The sequence below is a fragment of the Haloarcula sp. Atlit-7R genome (assembly GCF_003666065.1).
Taxonomy (GTDB): Archaea; Halobacteriota; Halobacteria; order Halobacteriales; family Haloarculaceae; genus Haloarcula; species Haloarcula taiwanensis.
In genome coordinates this window covers 358,411-374,771 of record NZ_QXIK01000001.1, presented here as the reverse complement: position 1 = coordinate 374,771, position 16,361 = coordinate 358,411, and the positions used below count along the sequence as shown (strand labels likewise).

17 protein-coding genes are annotated in these 16,361 nt (G+C 63.0%); 11 read left to right on the top strand and 6 right to left on the bottom strand.

Going from position 1 to position 16,361, the window contains the following annotated elements; genetic code table 11:
• The first annotated feature begins 171 nt into the window (after positions 1-171).
• Together D3D01_RS01945 and D3D01_RS01940 are read left to right on the top strand one after the other, a co-directional pair.
• Complete coding sequence (locus D3D01_RS01945; protein ID WP_101349471.1) at positions 172-696, top strand: hypothetical protein; 525 nt, start codon at positions 172-174, stop codon at positions 694-696.
• A complete protein-coding gene (locus D3D01_RS01940; RefSeq protein ID WP_101349472.1) occupies positions 693-1,418 on the top strand; it encodes an RNA methyltransferase in 726 nt (241 codons plus the stop codon). The genes D3D01_RS01945 and D3D01_RS01940 overlap by 4 nt, the downstream gene beginning before the upstream one ends.
• Before the next feature lie 3 nt (positions 1,419-1,421).
• On the opposite strand, the gene D3D01_RS01935 is transcribed toward D3D01_RS01940, so the two are convergent.
• On the bottom strand, positions 1,422-3,896 hold the full coding sequence (locus D3D01_RS01935) for a bacterio-opsin activator domain-containing protein (protein WP_121511066.1): 2,475 nt from the start codon (positions 3,894-3,896) through the stop codon (positions 1,422-1,424).
• A gap of 299 nt (positions 3,897-4,195) precedes the next feature.
• Between D3D01_RS01935 and D3D01_RS01930 the strand changes: the two genes are divergently transcribed.
• Together D3D01_RS01930 and D3D01_RS01925 are read left to right on the top strand one after the other, a co-directional pair.
• Entirely contained in the window at positions 4,196-4,684 is a 489-nt protein-coding gene (locus D3D01_RS01930) for an HTH domain-containing protein (RefSeq protein WP_101349474.1), read from the top strand.
• 61 nt (positions 4,685-4,745) lie between these two features.
• The gene (locus D3D01_RS01925) at positions 4,746-5,165 is read left to right on the top strand and encodes a hypothetical protein (protein WP_121511065.1); all 420 of its coding nucleotides are present in this window, start codon (positions 4,746-4,748) and stop codon (positions 5,163-5,165) included.
• Here D3D01_RS01925 and gatE read toward each other — a convergent pair.
• Positions 5,162-7,033 carry a Glu-tRNA(Gln) amidotransferase subunit GatE gene (gene gatE, locus D3D01_RS01920; protein ID WP_101349476.1) on the bottom strand — a complete coding sequence of 624 codons (1,872 nt, stop codon included), beginning with the start codon at positions 7,031-7,033 and terminating at the stop codon, positions 5,162-5,164. The two genes, D3D01_RS01925 and gatE, sit on opposite strands and share 4 nt — an antisense overlap.
• 88 nt (positions 7,034-7,121) lie before the next feature.
• Between gatE and D3D01_RS01915 the strand changes: the two genes are divergently transcribed.
• Entirely contained in the window at positions 7,122-7,916 is a 795-nt protein-coding gene (locus tag D3D01_RS01915; protein ID WP_101349477.1) for a hypothetical protein, read from the top strand.
• Positions 7,917-7,949: 33 nt separating this feature from the next.
• On the opposite strand, the gene D3D01_RS01910 is transcribed toward D3D01_RS01915, so the two are convergent.
• On the bottom strand, positions 7,950-8,246 hold the full coding sequence (locus tag D3D01_RS01910) for a hypothetical protein (protein ID WP_101349478.1): 297 nt from the start codon (positions 8,244-8,246) through the stop codon (positions 7,950-7,952).
• Positions 8,247-8,403: 157 nt separating this feature from the next.
• Between D3D01_RS01910 and D3D01_RS01905 the strand changes: the two genes are divergently transcribed.
• Entirely contained in the window at positions 8,404-8,907 is a 504-nt protein-coding gene (locus tag D3D01_RS01905; protein WP_101349479.1) for a GNAT family N-acetyltransferase, read from the top strand.
• 113 nt (positions 8,908-9,020) lie between these two features.
• On the opposite strand, the gene D3D01_RS01900 is transcribed toward D3D01_RS01905, so the two are convergent.
• Positions 9,021-10,427, bottom strand: a complete 1,407-nt coding sequence (locus D3D01_RS01900; RefSeq protein WP_121511064.1) for a class II fumarate hydratase — start codon at positions 10,425-10,427, stop codon at positions 9,021-9,023.
• Positions 10,428-10,697: 270 nt separating this feature from the next.
• On the opposite strand from D3D01_RS01900, the gene D3D01_RS23380 reads away from it, so the two are divergent.
• Genes D3D01_RS23380 through D3D01_RS01885 form a run of 4 tightly spaced genes read left to right on the top strand, consistent with a single transcriptional unit; the run spans position 10,698 to position 14,139 of the window.
• The gene (locus D3D01_RS23380) at positions 10,698-10,985 is read left to right on the top strand and encodes a hypothetical protein (protein ID WP_147439893.1); all 288 of its coding nucleotides are present in this window, start codon (positions 10,698-10,700) and stop codon (positions 10,983-10,985) included.
• A 6-nt stretch (positions 10,986-10,991) separates the two neighbouring features.
• Positions 10,992-12,056, top strand: coding sequence for a carbohydrate ABC transporter permease (locus D3D01_RS01895; RefSeq protein WP_121511063.1), 1,065 nt, complete (start codon positions 10,992-10,994; stop codon positions 12,054-12,056).
• Positions 12,053-12,982 carry a carbohydrate ABC transporter permease gene (locus D3D01_RS01890; protein WP_101349482.1) on the top strand — a complete coding sequence of 310 codons (930 nt, stop codon included), beginning with the start codon at positions 12,053-12,055 and terminating at the stop codon, positions 12,980-12,982. The genes D3D01_RS01895 and D3D01_RS01890 overlap by 4 nt, the downstream gene beginning before the upstream one ends.
• Before the next feature lie 17 nt (positions 12,983-12,999).
• Entirely contained in the window at positions 13,000-14,139 is a 1,140-nt protein-coding gene (locus D3D01_RS01885) for an ABC transporter ATP-binding protein (protein WP_121511062.1), read from the top strand.
• A 58-nt stretch (positions 14,140-14,197) separates the two neighbouring features.
• On the opposite strand, the gene fen is transcribed toward D3D01_RS01885, so the two are convergent.
• The gene (fen, locus tag D3D01_RS01880) at positions 14,198-15,178 is read right to left on the bottom strand and encodes a flap endonuclease-1 (RefSeq protein ID WP_121511061.1); all 981 of its coding nucleotides are present in this window, start codon (positions 15,176-15,178) and stop codon (positions 14,198-14,200) included.
• 80 nt (positions 15,179-15,258) lie between these two features.
• Positions 15,259-15,807: a GNAT family N-acetyltransferase gene (locus D3D01_RS01875; RefSeq protein ID WP_121511060.1), complete on the bottom strand. Its 549-nt coding sequence runs from the start codon at positions 15,805-15,807 to the stop codon at positions 15,259-15,261.
• Between the two features lie 111 nt (positions 15,808-15,918).
• Between D3D01_RS01875 and D3D01_RS01870 the strand changes: the two genes are divergently transcribed.
• Positions 15,919-16,332, top strand: coding sequence for a DUF3054 domain-containing protein (locus tag D3D01_RS01870; RefSeq protein WP_121511059.1), 414 nt, complete (start codon positions 15,919-15,921; stop codon positions 16,330-16,332).
• Positions 16,333-16,361: the final 29 nt, after the last annotated feature.

Below are 16,361 nucleotides of genomic sequence, written 5' to 3'. Positions count from 1 at the left end.
GAATAATTATGTTAAATTTACCTAGAACTGTCTACGTTTCGAGTCACCACAGCGTGTAACCGGTTCGGGCACCCGTCTCACACCCCGGGGCTACGATGGAGCGCGGACGGGCCGGCACTGTTCGTCCGACACATCGCGCTCTTTTAGTCTGGGACTCTCCCATCTTGAGATATGGGCAAAGTCAATATCGGGCTTCGGGGCTGGCGTTTCGACGAGGACGTGCTCGGGTCGGACGGACGGGTCCGGCCGCTCAAGACGATGGAACCGGAGACCCGACAACGGTTGCTGGTGCTCGCAGAACGGGTCGTCGACCCCTGTGACGCCTGCTGGCTGATTCACGGTGACGAAGACATCGAACAGTGCAACGTCGCGGACGCGATTTACGGCGAGCCGATGGGCGAGGTGGTTGTCTGCTCGGACCACGAGACAGACTTCATCTACTGGTTCCGCGAGGCGGGTGGCGAGACCTACGCCGGCGATACTGAGCTGGCCTCGGCCTTCCACGAGTGGTTCCTCGACGGGAATCGCGCCCCGGAGGGGTACGTCGGCCTCGAACACGTCGATGAAGAGCCGACAGCGCTGCCGGAGGCCCCCGACAGGGACGAAGCGATTCCGGGGCTCGAAGAGGAGGTCAAGCAGATGGACGAAGCGGACCTCGACACAATCGACATGGACCTCAGCGACCTGGACGTATGATATCTGTCGCTGTCGTCGACGCGGAGACGCCGGGCAACGTCGGCACTATCGCCCGCTCGATGAAGAACTTCGGCCTCTCAGAGCTGTTGCTCGTTGACCCGCCGGAGCTAGACCCGGACGGCGAGGCGTACGGCTTCGCCGGGCAAGCCCGTGACGACATTCTGCCGAACGCCCGGACAGTGACGTTTGACGACATCGTCGAGAACTACCACACTGTCGCCTGCACGGCGACGACGAACGAGGACCCGGCCAACCACGTCCGGTATCCGGCGACGACCCCGGCCGACTTGGCTGACTCGCTCCGGGATGTCGAAGGAGACATCTGTGTCGTCTTCGGTCGCGAGCGTGTCGGACTCTCCAACGACGAACTCGCACAGCTGGATGTTATCTGCTCTATCCCGGCCAGCGCGTCGTATCCGGTGTTGAACCTCGGGCAGGCGGCCACCATCGTTCTCTACGAACTCCGCGAACTGACTGTCGACGCGAACCAGCACCCCGAGGAACTGCACACCCTCGCCGAGACGCCGGCCGTCGAGGGACTACACGAGGAGTTCGACCGGTTCCTGCGGGCTATCGGCCACCCCAGAGAAAAACAGCACAAGGCCCGCCGGCTGTTCCGTCGGGTACTCGGGCGTGCGCAACCGACCGGTCGGGAGACGAAGACGCTCCGGGGCCTGTTTCGGCAGGCCCGGCAGCGAATCGAGCGTGCCGAAGACGACTAATCTTCAGTCGAGTGTCTCGGGGCCGCTTCCGGAGTCAAACAGCGCCCCGATGACGGCGCCGTGGGCTTTCCGCAACCGGTAGTGCAGGGTCGGCGCAGAGATGTCGAGCGTCTCGGCCAGTTCCTCCGCGGCGCTCCCTCGCGGCCAGTCGTAGTAGCCGCGTGCGTAGGCGGTTTTGAGCGCGGCGGCCTGTTTTGGCGTCAGCCGGTCGCGTATCCGTGTCCGGAAGTCCGTCACCGTCGAGACCGGCTGGTCGACGTACTGCTTGCTCCGGAGCTCCGTCCCGGGCGTTACCTCTTGGACCGCTTCAACGACGGCGCGGACGTTGATATCCGGTGCCATCTCTGCTGTGAACTGCAGGTCGCCGTCCGCCGCCACGGCCTGCCGCACCGCCCCGCCGTAATCTATGAGAGTGTCAAGCGGCGATGTGGATATCTTGTCGAGCGTGACTTCAAGCAGGGGCGCTCGGTTCTCCGACGCAGTCTCGACGACGGCACAGGATTCGACCGACGGCAGCCCAGTGAGCGCCTGGCTCACCTGGTCAGTGCCGACCCCGCTGACGCGAACGTAGTGGAGGCTGCGTCCGGAACTGGTCGGGACGCGCCGTTCGAGTGTGAACGAACAGTCAAGCATCGCGGAGAGGCTGGCGAAGATGTCGTCGGAATCTGGCGTCAGGAACTCTAGCTCGACGGTCGTCGCCGACTGCAGCGACTGCTGACTGTGGACGCGCTGGATGGACAGTGCGATAAGCCGCCCCAGATCGCCAAGGATGTCCGACTCACGACAGCCAATCGTGGTGTCGGTCGATGCGTACACCATCAGGACGCCGTACGTGGTCTGGCCAGTTGTCAGGGGAACTGCCGCGACGGAGCAGTGGGCTGCGATTAGCGGGCGGTCCATCTCGGTGTCCGACTGGGTCGACACGTCGGCGATGTCCGCAACGACCTGTACCTCACCGGTCTCGATAGCATCTATGGCAAGACTGTGCTCGCCGGGCGAAATCTGCTCCGGCGTCGCCGTGGCAATCCCAGCGGCGGCACCCAGTGTTATCTGGGTTGCACTCCCGCGGCTTCCGGCCCACACGGCTTGGTACAGGTCTGATTCAGTGAGGTGTGCACACACCGCCGATTCGATCTCCTCGCGCGTCTGTGTGTCCTGTAGCGCTTTCGCAATTTCTCGACCCAGTACGTTGAGCCGCTGTGCCTGTCTGAGTTCGTCACGCTGGCGTTCGAGTTCGGCCTCGCGGTCTTTGTGAGCGGTGATGTCCCGAGCGACGAAGATGACAGTATCGAGGTCGTACGCGCGACTTTGCAGCGGTGCAACCCGCGCTTCGAACCATCGCTTGTCACCGGGAGTCTGCAGTCTGTACTCCACGGACTGAAACGACCCGGTCCGCAGGGCTACACGAACAGTCGCCAGTAGCGAATCAGCGGTGTCGCGGGGAAGAAACTCGTGTAGCGTCTGGCCGACAAGCGTGTCCGTCTCATCTACCTTCAGCATCGTCTCGGGGTCGGTCAGACAGTCGAGAAATCGCCCCTCCGCGTCGATAATGTAACTGGGGTCCGGAAGGGCGATGTTCAATGCATCGCGCTGTTCCGTGTGGCGCTGTCGTTCGAGTTCGTAGCCCGCCCAGTCGGAGAGCAACCGGACGAACGTCAGGTCCCACTGCGTGTACGGCGCCGCGCGCGGCTCCAGTCCGTAAAAGCAGAACGTCCCGTACACGGCCCCGTCAACGACGACGGGCGCGCCAATGTAGTTCTCAATGCCCCACTCCGAGTCAGCGAGCGCCGGGGCGTCCGCTGCAACATCGCCGATAGCGAGCGGTTCGCGGTGTTCGACGACGTGTCTGCAGTTCGGGAGTGTCTCGATGCTGGTTGTTCTGCCGGCTTCGAGGTCGGCAGACGACGGTGTAGTGACTGCTTCGAACACGTACTCGTCGCCGTGGACCCGGGAGAGGGTCCCGAACGGCGAACCGAGCGTTTCACAGCCGAGTTCTAACAGCGCGTCGAGCTGGTCAGTGAACGTCCGGTCCGAGTCGGTACAGACCTCGTAGGCCGATTCGAGGGCCAACTCCCGCTGTTTCCGGGCTGTGATGTCGATATGTGCGATGGACGCAAACGTCGCACCGTCGATAGTGAACGGAGCGGCGTACAACCGGAACCACCGTTTCGCCGACTCAGTGTGACACGGGTATTCAAGTTCGAACGAGGCCTGCTCGCCAGCGAGGACGGCCCTGATGCCGTCCGCCGCCTGTTGCCCGGTCGTATCGTCGGCCGTGTCAGCAACGTCGAGATAGTTCCTGCCGAGCGTACTCGGCGTCAGCCCTGTTCCGTTTGCCCGACCAAACTCGTGCCACGTCTCGTTCGTCGAGAGGATCACCCCGGACGAATCTACAATCGCAAACATGAGCGGCAGTGTATCGATGGCTGGCCCGTACAGGGCAGGGATATCGTGGCCATCCACGACACTTGGAACCATGCATCAACTGTAGCGGCGAGCTACTTAACGCCCGGTGTCTAGTTAGATTGTTAATATTTCTTCCGAACACATGCACGCGATGAATACATCTCGAATAACGGTCTATCGGGCTACGAAAAGCCGTAACTGAATTCCGACCTGACAGAGAAAGTACCACATATTCATATACTAACTACTAATCGAGTGGCCCGGATATATCAGCCATGGTTCGGGTTTGCTCCGATTTATTCTAGGGGCCTAGAGAGAGTACTTAGGACAGTTACCGCTGTAGCGATCCACAGGATACGCACCACCTCACTATGGATTCCACTGTCAATCCTGTTCGCGTCGAACTGTTCTTCCGGTCCCTGTGTCCGGAAGACGCAAGACAACACCAGCACTACGTGCTCGACCGGTTACAGGCTCTCGAAAGCGCTGGCCGTATCGAGGACCTGTCGATACTGATCTGGGGACGCCGGATCGAACCACGACTCGCACAGCGGACTGCGGAGGGCCGACACCTGCTGGAGCGCCTTTCGATGTTCGAACAGTGGGAGCGCGACTCCGATGCCTCGCTTGACGCCTTCGACTGGCAGCACCCGGTGACGAACATGGTTTCCGACGAGTCGGTCAATGTCATCACGCTGCCGACGCTTGCCCTCGCTGAATACGCTGACGGAGACCTCCAGCACGTCGCACCCTGCACGCGAGATGGAACGGTCCACCGCGTCGTCGACCGTGTCAACGCCCTCGCGGATACCGGAGACGTTGCCGACGACCGTGAGCACGAGCGTACCGTGGCCCAATAGCATTCGAACCACTCCAAACCTGACACGATACCTGTCCCCATCCAGTTCCATACCAGACAAAATGAATACGAAACAAACCGAGATTCCCGACTCGCTTCCGCTGGACGACCGACTGTCGCTCCTGTCGTCGCACTATCGGCGATACCTTCTGTACGGGCTGTCACAGTACACGACACCGGTTCCACTGGCTGTGCTCGCGGACACGGTGACCGAGTTCGAACACGGAACACCGGCTAAACAGTACCGCGACGAGCGGCTCACGATTTACACGGCACTCTATCACAACCACCTTCCGCGGCTGGTCGATGCCGGTGTCGTCCAGTACAACCAGTCGGAAGATATCGTCGATATCGGGCCGAACGCGCCGGCTCTCGTTCCGCTGCTCGAATCGACACTCGAGCACGACCTGTCGGCAAGCGGTAACGGACTGACCTCGAACGCCGTCGATATCGACTCCTTGCAGCCCGAGCGAAGCAATTAAGCCCGCTTCTGTATCTCCGAACGCAACACGTCGCTCACCGTATCGCCGTCAGCTTTGCCGCGGAGTGCGCCCATGCACTCGCCCATCAGCGCCGAGAACGCGCCCATTCCCTCCTCAGCGACCTGGTCTTCGTGACGCTCGACGACATCGACAACGGCGTCCCGGACCTCCGACTCGTCGACGCCGCCCAGTCCCTCCTGTTCGACGGCTTCCTCGGCCGTCAGCGACGGGTCCTCGGCGAGCGCCGTCAGCAGGTCCTCGATGCCCTCTCGGGGCACGTCACCGCCGTCGACCAGCAGAATCGCCTCTCGAAGGTGCTCGTCGGTGAGGTTCTCAACGGGCACGTCGTCGCGACGGAGTTCGGTCAGCGTCGACTCCAGCGTGCCGGCGGCCAGCGTCGGGTCGACACCCTCACCCTCGACCAGCGCCTCGAACAGCGGCCATCGCTGGCCGTAGGCGACCTGCTCGGCGAGGCCGGAGCCGAGGTCGAACTCGCTTTCGTACCGGTCGACCTTCTCGGTGAGCAGTTCCGGCGTCTCGACTTCGGTTACGTCGGGCTCGACCGGGGGCACGTCTGTCTCGGGGTACATCCGCGCCGCGCCCGGGAGCGGGCGGAGGTACCGCGACGTGGCGTCCTCGTTCGCATCTCGCGTTTCTTCGGGGACGCCTTCGAGCGCGGTTTCGGCTCGCTCGGCAACGGCGTCGATGGCCAGCTCGGCGGTTTCTGGGTCGTCGGCGACGATGGCGACGGCGTCCTCGGGACCCGCGCCGACGGCGTCCCGCAGGGCCTCGACCTCTGCCTCGGTGACGCCGTAGGCCGGGAGTTCGTCGGTGTGGAAGATGCCGCCCGCGCCGTGGCGCTTGGCGTGGTCGGACAGTTCTGTCCCGAGCCGCCGGTCGGGTTGAATCTCGCGGCCGACGAGGCCGTCAAAGCCCGAAAGCAGGAGGCCCTGTACCTCGCCGCCCGAGGAGAGTGCGCCCTCGATAACGCCTGAGTCCGTATCCTCGAACACGTCGGTCACGTCCTGTGGCTCACCCACCGAAGCGTCGCGCGCAGTGAGTTTCTCGGCGATATCCAGCAGTTCGACCTGCCGGCGGACCTCGTTGCGGACGAGGTCGTCGATGTCGTCGAGGCTCTGGACGCCCTTCAGTTCGATGCGCGCGCCCTCGGCGATGGAGACGTTCACGTCCTGGCGGATGGTCCCGAGGCCGCGCTTGACCTTCCCGGTCGATCGGAGCAACATCCCGATACGCTCGGCGGCCTCGCGGGCCTGTTCGGGCGAACTGATGTCCGGCTTGGTCCCGATTTCGACCAGCGGGATGCCCAGGCGGTCCAGGGAGAAGCGCACGCCGTCGTCGGTCTCCTCGACGCGCTGGCAGGACTCTTCCTCCAGCAGTATGTCCTCGATGCCGACCGGGCCGGCGCTCGTCTCGATGGCTCCGTCGTTGGCGACCAGCATCGAGCGCTGGAACCCCGTGGTGTTCGAGCCGTCGACGACGATTTTCCGCATGACGTTCACCTGGTCGACGACGGACATATCCAGTAGCTGGGCGATTTCGAGCGTCGTCTCCATCGCCTCACGGTCGACGCGGTGGGGTGGCTCGTCGTCCTCCTCGACGAGGCAGGTCGTGTCATAGGCTAGGTACTCGAATTCGCGGTCGACCATGCTCTCTTCTAGCGCCGCCTCGTCTATCTCCCCGAGTTCGCTCTTGGTCGGGTGCAGATAGCGGGTAAAGGAGCGCTCGCTCTCCTCGGGTTCGCGGGTCGTCGTCGGACAGTCACAGAACAGTTTCGTCGCGGTGTCGAGTTGCTGGTGGATCTCCAAGCCGGCGACAAGCCCCAGCTCCTCGTAGTCGTACTCAGTCATTGTCGGGGTGTCCGGGACCGGGGGCCAAAAAACGCACCCTTCCCGCGCTCGCCGCCGCGCTTTTGACCGTGTCTCCCTCACTGTCAATATGCGCTGGCTGTCGACAGCTGCGGTGACTGTCCTGCTCCTGACAGCCGGCTGTAACGCCTTTGTCGATGCTGACAACGCCGACCGGCCCACTGTCACGCCGGCCCCGGTTCCGACTGCGGCGGAGTCGGACACGGTACCGACGCTGGACCCGCCGCCCGGCGTGACTACCGACCGGCTCGAAAACATCGCCCTCTTGGCGGCGGCTCATCGGCAGGCGGTCAACGGCACTACATACACGCTGAACGAACGCTACAGCGAGTTCAGGATCGGGAACGACAGCAGTTCCGTCCGGCGCGCCGAAACTGTGACCGTCGAATCGCCAACGCGGTACCGCGACGAACTGGTCAGGATGACGACCGACTCGAACGCGACTGTCGAGCGGTACGAACAGTCGACCTACGCCGACGGCACCAACTGGTATGAACGCCGTGACAACGGCACTGTTGAACGCCAGCGCGGTGAGGTGCAGTTCAGCCGAGACAAGTACGCCTACCGGACAGCATTCTACCTGAACCGCTACGCGGTGGTCAACCAGAGTACCACGACCGTCGTCACGCGGGACGGCAGCCGAGCCTACCGGATTCGTGGGTCCGGCGGCGATATTCCGGCGACCGAACAGCTGACGGAGTTTCGTGTCGAACTGCTGGTCGAGCCTGCCGGCCTCGTCCGCCGATTCAGCGTCTGGTACCGAACCGAAGATCGCATTGTCGAATACAGCTTCTGGTACGAGGACATCGGCGAGACGACAGTGCAGCGGCCGACGTGGCTCAACGAATCGACGCCAGCGAACTGAGTGCGGACAGCACCCGACACCACAGCCCAGCGGCTACAGACGGTCTGTCTCGGTTCGAACTTCGTCAGTTCCGGACGTGCTCCCGGCCCGGTCGTCGTAGTACTTCCGGCCGATGAAGTCGTCGTCCAGATTCCCGACCAGAGAGTTGTACAGCCCCTCTGGGGACTGGTAGGTGGCCTCGCTGGTCCGGGCCAATACTTCACTCATTTCGACCGAGTCGCCGTTCTGGGCGACCAGTTCGACGTCGCCGAGTTGCTGAACGACAGCGGCGTGGTCAGCGGGGAACTCACAGGCCTGGTCGAACAGCTGCAACGTTTCGGAGTAACGCATTTGTCCCACAGTTCAGAATCTCCAATCAAAAAACATTATGAATACATATGTCCAGCACCCGGTTTTGCCGACCATACCCAGTCGGTGAGGCAAGACCTGCTATCTCGCACCACTTGACGCGGGAAAACATTTCACAGACTATGACATACGTTTTCACATGACAATCAGACTGGCAACTCCGGACGATGTAACGGCCATCAATCAGGTCGCGACAGCGGCCTGGAAGACGGATTACCCGGATATCCTCACCCGCGAGACGGCCGAGGACGGCGTTCGAGACTGGTATTCGACCGAACAGATCGAATCGGAACTGGTCGAATCGCAAACCATCCTGCTGGTCGCAGAGCGCGAAGAGCGCGTCGTCGGGTTCGCACACGCGACGTGGCACGAAACCGACCGTGCGGGGTATATTCTCCGGCTGTACGTCCATCCCGACTACAGGCGCGAGGGAATCGGCCGGTCGCTGCTAGAACGGACCTGCGAGGAGCTGTTCGAGCACGACATCGAGCGGGTCAACGCGATGGTGCTCACGGCGAACGAGCCGGGAGCCGAGTTCTACGAGGGATTCGGGTTCGAGTTCGCCGACCAAAGCGAAACCGAGATCGGCGGCGAGCGCTACCCCGAGAGCCGCTACGTCCTCGACGACGAGTCCCACGTATAGACATCGGTCGCGGTGGCCCGATGCTGGTTCCCAGCCGTTCGCGTTATCGAGGGCCGCTCCCTCCGGTTGCGCCGCTCGCATTTTCGAGGAAGCTCCCTACGGTCGCTTCCTCGCTACTCGTCGCCGAGGATACCACGCTTCGTCATCTTCTCGGGGTCGAGCACGTCGTCGACCTCGTCCTCGTCGAGATAGCCCTCTTCCAGAACAACCTCGCGGATGGTCTTCTCCTCGGCGAGTGCTTTCTTCGCGACCTTGCTCGCCTTGTCGTAGCCGATGGCAGGGTTGAGCGCCGTCGCCAGCGCCATGCTCTGCTCGACGCGCTCGGCGCAGTGGTCGGCGTCGGCCTCGAGCTTGGCGACGAACTTCTCGCCGAACACCGCGCTGCTGTTGGCGATGAGCTTGGCCGACTGCAGGAAGTTCGAGGCCAGCACGGGCTTGTAGAGGTTCAGGTCGATCTGGCCCTCGGCAGCGCCGGCCGAGACGGCGGCGTCGTTGCCGACGACCTGCTTGTGGACCTGATTGACCGCTTCGGCGACGACGGGGTTGATCTTCCCGGGCATAATCGAGGAACCGGGCTGGTTCTCCGGCTGGTCGATCTCGCCGAGGCCGTTACGCGGGCCGGAGGCGAGCAGTCGGAGGTCGTTGGCGATCTTGTTCAGCGAGCCGGCGACCGTCCGGAGCGCACCGTGGGCTTCGGACATTGCGTCGTGGGCGGCCTGGGCCTCGAAGTGGTTGTCCGCTTCGCGGAACTCCAGGCCGGTTTCCTCGCTAATGTACTCTGCAGCCTTCGCCGGGAACTCGGGATGCGTGTTCAGGCCGGTCCCGACCGCGGTCCCACCGAGCGCGAGCTCGGAGAGGCGACCGTGAACGTCTTGAACGCGGGAGATGCCTTTCTCTACCTGCGTGCGGTAGCCGGAGAACTCCTGACCGAGCGTCACCGGCGTCGCATCCTGCAGGTGGGTCCGGCCGGTCTTGACGACGTTCTCGAACTCGTCTTCCTTGGCTTTGAGTTCGTCGCGCAGCGTCTTCAGGCCGGGAATTACGTCTTTCTCGACCGCCTCCAGCGAGGCGACGTGCATCGCCGTCGGAATCACGTCGTTGCTGGACTGGCCGAAGTTGACGTGGTCGTTCGGGTGAATCTCGCGGGTCCCGATGTCGCCGCCGTACAGTTCGGTGGCGCGGTTCGAGATGACCTCGTTGGCGTTCATGTTCGAGGACGTGCCCGACCCGGTCTGGAACACGTCGACGGGGAACTGGTCGTCGTGCTCGCCGGCGATGACCTCGTCGGCGGCTTCAACGATACAGTCCGCTTTGTCCTCCGGAATCGTTCCGAGGTCGCGGTTCGCCTGTGCGGCCGCCTTCTTCACGATGCCGAGGGCGCGGATGAACCGCCGCCCGAAAGTAACGTCGCTGATTGGGAAGTTCTCGACGGCGCGCTGGGTCTGGGCCCCCCAGTACGCGTCGGCTGGCACCTGCATCTCACCGAGGCTATCCTGCTCTGTCCGGTACTCGTCGGTCATACGTCCGGGGGGTGGTCCGCCCGGTCGTAAAACCCACCGGTACGAGTCGGGACAGCACTCGGTACAGCCCCGTAACCGCCGGGACAGTCACTCACGGGCTGCACCGAGTCCCTAGTCAGCCAGCAGAGACCGTGGGGTTCAGAACTCAGGACTTGGATAAACGTGTATTATCATTCGGAAATATTAAGTAGAATCTCTCTCCACTTACCATGAGTTCGACGCCACAGAGACGTTCATGACCGATGGCCCACGACATCCGGTGACTGCAGTGTGTTGCTGCCGTCGTCGGCTGTCGGGGCCAATGGGACACCGACGGACGTGACCCTCGCGATCGCTCGCAGCCGGTGTACCCGCCGCGTTGCAACCGCTCGCCCGCTCGGCACGACGACGGGATGGCACACCCGTCACCCAGCGTACCGACGTCGGCCGCCAGCCTGTGTTGGTGCGACAGGCTGTGCGGATCGCGTGGTTTCCGCGCGTGCTGGCTGGCGAGCCTATGTGACTGACGACACATCCGTCGGGACGATGGACGGCGAACTCACGTCGGCGAACCACTGACAAACCATGCGCGAGATACTCAGTAGACTCCTCGCCACCGGGGGTCGGCTCCGGTCGGCGGTATCGAGAGACGAATCGGACGGCGATCAACTGGCAACAGACGGCGGAGCGACGGTGAAAACGACCCGGAGAGACTCGATCCGGAACTCACTGCCGGTCGAGTGGGAACTCATCGAATCCGCCCCGTTCTGGCTGCCGCCAGTCCTGTTTGCGGGCTTTTTCGTCTACGGCGCTATCGCCTGGAACTTCCTCCTGTCGCTGACTGACTACAACGGTCTTGGCGGTGCGCAGTACGAGACTTTCGACTTCAGCATGTACAGCCGTCTGCTGAGCGATGGGGCGTTCTGGCAGGCGGCACAGAACACGGTAGTGTTGCTTGTCGTGTTCACCGTCCTCTGTCTGGCGCTTGGCCTGTTCGTGGCCATCCTCATCGATCAGCAGATACGTTTCGAGAATACGTTCCGGACCATCTACCTGCTCCCGATGAGCCTCTCGTTCGTCGTCACGGCGACGATGTGGGCGTGGGTGTACAACGCCCGCAACGGCGTGCTCAATCAGTTCCTCCGGTTGTTCAACCTCGAAGGAGCCATCGTGGGACTGCTCCGCCCGGCCGGGGTCAACGCCGAGGTTATTCAGTGGCTCTCCTGGAACACGACCGCGCTGGCGGCGGTCATCTTCGCGCTCATCTGGCAGTTCAGCGGCTACGCGATGGTCGTCTTCCTCGCTGGCCTCCGAGCGATTCCGACCGAACACTACGAGGCTGCGCGGGTCGACGGCGCGTCCACAGTGCGGCTGTATGCACGGGTAATCATCCCGCAACTCCGCGCCTCCGCCGTGTCTGCGTCAGTGGTGCTGATGGTGTTTGCGCTGAAAGCGTTCGACTTCATCTACGCGCTCCGTGGCTCACAGCCGGGGGCGAATATGGACATTCTGGCGACGATGATGTATCGGGTCGCGTTCGACAGCCTGCAGTGGGCGTACGGGTCCGCCGTCGCTATCGTGCTGTTTGCTCTCGCACTGCTGGTCATCGGACCGTACCTCTACAGCGAATACCGACGGGGTGAACTATGAGCATTAGAGACGGAGGTTTCATCGACGAACTCCGAAGTACAGAGAATAGCCGTCTCGGCCTGTATGCCCTCCTGCTGGCGGGCATCGTCTTCTACCTCTTCCCGGTGGAGACGGCCGTGATGACGATGTTCAAGACCGAGAGCGCGTTCGCCCGAACGCTCCCGTTCGCGCCGCCGGGCGGTGACGGCTTCACACTCAGTGCGCTCGCCACTGCCTGGAACACGCTTCGGCCGGGACTGCTGAACTCGCTGCTGATGGCGATTCCCGCGACGCTCATGTCGGCGCTGCTCGGGAGCCTGACTGCGTACGGACTGACGACGATTAGCTGGCGCGGCCAGGTCGGCGTGGTCGTCCTCATCATCGCGGGCATCTTCATCCCCTATCAGGCCGTGCTGGTCCCGCTGTCACAGTTTTGGTTCCAGGTGCTTCCGGGGCTGCTCAACGGCTTCGTCAACACCGTCTTTGGCTTCATCACGGGCGGTAACTGGCAGTATCCGAGCCGTAACGGGTACGTACAGCTGCTGCAGCTGTCGATCACACACGCGGCGTACGGTATTCCGATCTGTACGCTGCTGTTCCGGTCGTACTATCAGACCATCTCCGACGAGATGATTGAGGCCGCTCGCCTCGACGGCGCGAGCGCGTTCAGCATCTACCGCAACATCATCCTCCCGCTGTCGCTGCCGATGTTCGCGGTGACGCTCATCTACCAGTTCACGCAGGTGTACAACGACCTGTTGTTCGCGCTCGTACTCGTCAACGAACCGGCTTCGCAGGTGGCGACCCAGCGCCTCGCGGCGCTCACTGGCGGGGTCGTCCAGTCGTTTAACACCACGATGGCAGGGGCCATCGTCGCAGCACTTCCGACGCTGCTCGTCTACATCCTGTTCGGCGAACAGTTCGCGAAAGGCGTCGCTGGAGAATAATCACGGAGACATTCACAATGGCACAACTCACACTGGACGAGGTAACGAAGACGTTCCAAGACGACGACGGCGAAATCATCGCGGTTGATGAGGTATCGGTCGACATCGAGGACGGCGAGTTCCTCTGTGTCGTCGGTCCATCTGGCTGCGGGAAATCGACGACGCTGCGGATGATTGCCGGGCTCGAAGACATCACGCGCGGCGAGATCCGGCTGGACGGCCAGATCATCAACGACCAGCCGCCGGCCCGCCGGAACGTGGCGATGGTGTTCCAGTCCTACGCCCTGTACCCCCACATGACCGTGCGGGAGAACATGGCGTTCGGGCTGGAGGAATCGACGGACATGCCTGACGACGAGATCAACGAGCGCGTCGAGCAGGCGTGTAAGGACATGGACATCTTCGACCTCATCGACCGCAAGCCCGGCGAACTCTCGGGCGGCCAGCAACAGCGCGTGGCGCTGGGCCGCGCGATTGTCCGGGACCCCGAAGTGTTCCTGATGGACGAGCCGCTGGCGAACTTAGACGCGAAGCTCAAAGCCGAGATGCGGACCGAACTCCAGGAACTCCAGCACGACCTCGACGTGACGACGGTGTACGTCACCCACGACCAGACGGAGGCGATGACGATGAGCGATCGCATCGCCATCCTCAACGACGGCGTCCTCCAGCAGTGTGCGACGCCCCTGGAGTGTTACCACGAGCCGAACAACCTCTTCGTCGCCGGCTTCATCGGCGAGCCGTCGATGAACTTCTTCCCGATGACGCTGGAGGGGTCGACGCTCAAAGGCGAGTGGTTCGAGTACGAACTCAGCGACGAGACGGTCGCTCAGGTGGAAGGAACGACTGACATCACGCTCGGCATCCGACCCGAAGACATCGAGTTCGTTCAGAGCGACGCCGGTCCGAACGTGTTCGATTCGACGGTCCACGTCGTCGAGCCACGCGGAAACGAGAACACGGCCCACCTGCAGTTCGATGAGTCGATGGACGACCAGTTTATCGCGACGGTCGGTGGGATGAAACAGCTCAAGGCCGGCCAGCGCGTCAAAGTCCGGTTCCCCGAGAACGCGATTCACCTCTTCGACACGGTCAGTGGCGAGGCCATCCGGAACCGCAAGCTCGACGAGATCGAAACGGTCGAATCGGTCGTCTGAACTGAAATCGTCCGGAGTCGTTTTTAGTGCGCTACTGGTCGGCCGTGGCTTTTCGCTGTCACGCCCACCGGTCCAGCCCGGTCTGGACGAGCGATTCGTCGATGCGCTCGAACCCGCGAGCGACTTCGTCGGCGTCGACCTCCCACTCCTCGGTGACGAACGCGCGGGCGGCATCGATGTCCGGCTCGATGCTGTCCGGAATCTCGTAGTCGTCGGTGACGGCGGGGTCGAGAAACAGGTCCCGGATGCGGTCGGCGTGGTCGATGTGGTCGCCACGGGCGTCCAGCACGGCGTAGAGGTCGCCGTGCTCGCGGAGTTCCTTGACCGCGGTCTTCGGCCCGATGCCGGAGATACCCTCGTTGAAGTCCGTCCCCATCAGGATGGCGGCGTCGACCAGTTGCTCCCAGGTGAGGTCGTGGGTTTCGAGCGTGGCCTCGAAGTCCATCAACTCGGGGTCGCCCTTCGACGTAATCTGGCGGAGTGTCATCGGCGCACCGAAGAGCAGGGCGTCGTAGTCCTCGGTCCCGACGTAGTCCACGTCGCCCCGCCGGGCCATCACCGACGCCTGCCCCTCGCCTTCCGCCGGAGCGTCGACAATCGGGACATCGAGTAGCGCAAGCAGGTCCCGCGTCGTATCGACGATAGTGTCGGTCAGTCGCTGGGTTCGCGAGTCGAGCTTGGCGACACGGGTGCTGTCACCCGCTTCGCGGGCCGCTTCGAGTTCGGACTCGTACCGCTCTCGCTGTTCGCGGCGCTTCTCGACCTCATCGTCTTTGAGATCGGTGACTGCCCCGTCGAAGACGAACACCGGCGTCATGTCGTGTTCGAAGAACTTCGGCAGGCCCTGAACGACGCCGATGAGGTTTGCCACCTCCTCGCCGTCGCTGGTGGTGTATTTCGACTCACTGGTGAACTTCACTGTCGTCGTCAGATAGCGATAGAGCCAGTTGTGGGCGTCCACCGCAACGACGCTCCCGCCGAGGTCGCCGAACGACACGTCCGACAGCGCCGCAAGCGACCGTAAATCAGCGTTTCCCATTGACTGGCCTTCGGCCAACAGCCGCTTGAATCTCCCGGAGATGGGACGACTCCAAGCCGAGATGATACGGGTCGAGCGGCTCAGTCAGTCCGTGCGGCTGACCGGTCGGCCCAGTCGTCGAGGATAGATGGCGGGTCGGTGTCGGCCTTCGCCGCGAGGAACGACTCCTCTTCCGGAGAGAGATCGCGCTCACGGAACAGGTCAAGCCCGGCCTGATACCGCCCGGTACTGCGGTCGCCCGGCCAGACGAGGTCGAGTTCGGCCATCCCCGACTCCGCGCCGCTGAAGCAGAACCCGGCCCGGTAGGCGGCCTGATACGAAAAGGGGTTGTTCACGCCGATGGACACCCGTTCGAAACCTCGGTCCGTGGCCCGTTCCCGGACGAACCGGAGGAGACGGGCACCGAGCCGGTCCCCCTGCCGGTCCTGCCGAACGGTGATGTACCGGACACAGAGCGTGTCGGGGTCCGTCCGGTCGGCATCGAACGCAGCCGCGGCCACGACCCCATCGTCTCCGACGACGGCCTTTCCGGTCGAAGTCATCACGAACTTCCCCGCGTACGCGAACTGCTCGTGGTCCAGTCGGAGTCGGTGCCCGTCCTCGGGCCAACTGAGCAGTGTGAACTCCATGGTACAACTGAACGGCCCGCCCAGTGTAATCAGTACTGGTCCCTATTCCAGGGAACCAGCCGCCGTCGTCGAATCCGGGAGAGCGAAGTGTCCGGAGCCGGAACGTCCTGTATGAGCGTCTCGACGGTGGGGAACGGTCGTATCGAACTGTCCACTCGGACGGCACTGCTCGCTGTCGGCGACCTGCTGGCGATTGCCGTGTTCGTCGGCGTGGGCGAGGTGACCCACGGTATCAATCCGATACTCAATCCCGGTCGGTTCGCCGGGACGCTGACGCCCTTTTATATCGGCTGGCTCATCGTCGCGGGATTTGGGGGACTGTACACCGCCGCCGCAACCGCGACGGTTCGAACCGCTCTCGGGCGCACTATCGTGGGGTGGACGCTGGCAGTTGGGATCGCACAGGGCCTTCGGTCAACGGCACTGTTCCCCGGTAATGCGGCGCTGACATTCGCACTCGTATCCGTGCTCGTCGGTGGCGTGCTGCTGTTGCTCTGGCGGGGCGCGATTGCAATCGCAAAATAAGGGCTCGCAGCGGAGATGCGGTGCCGATG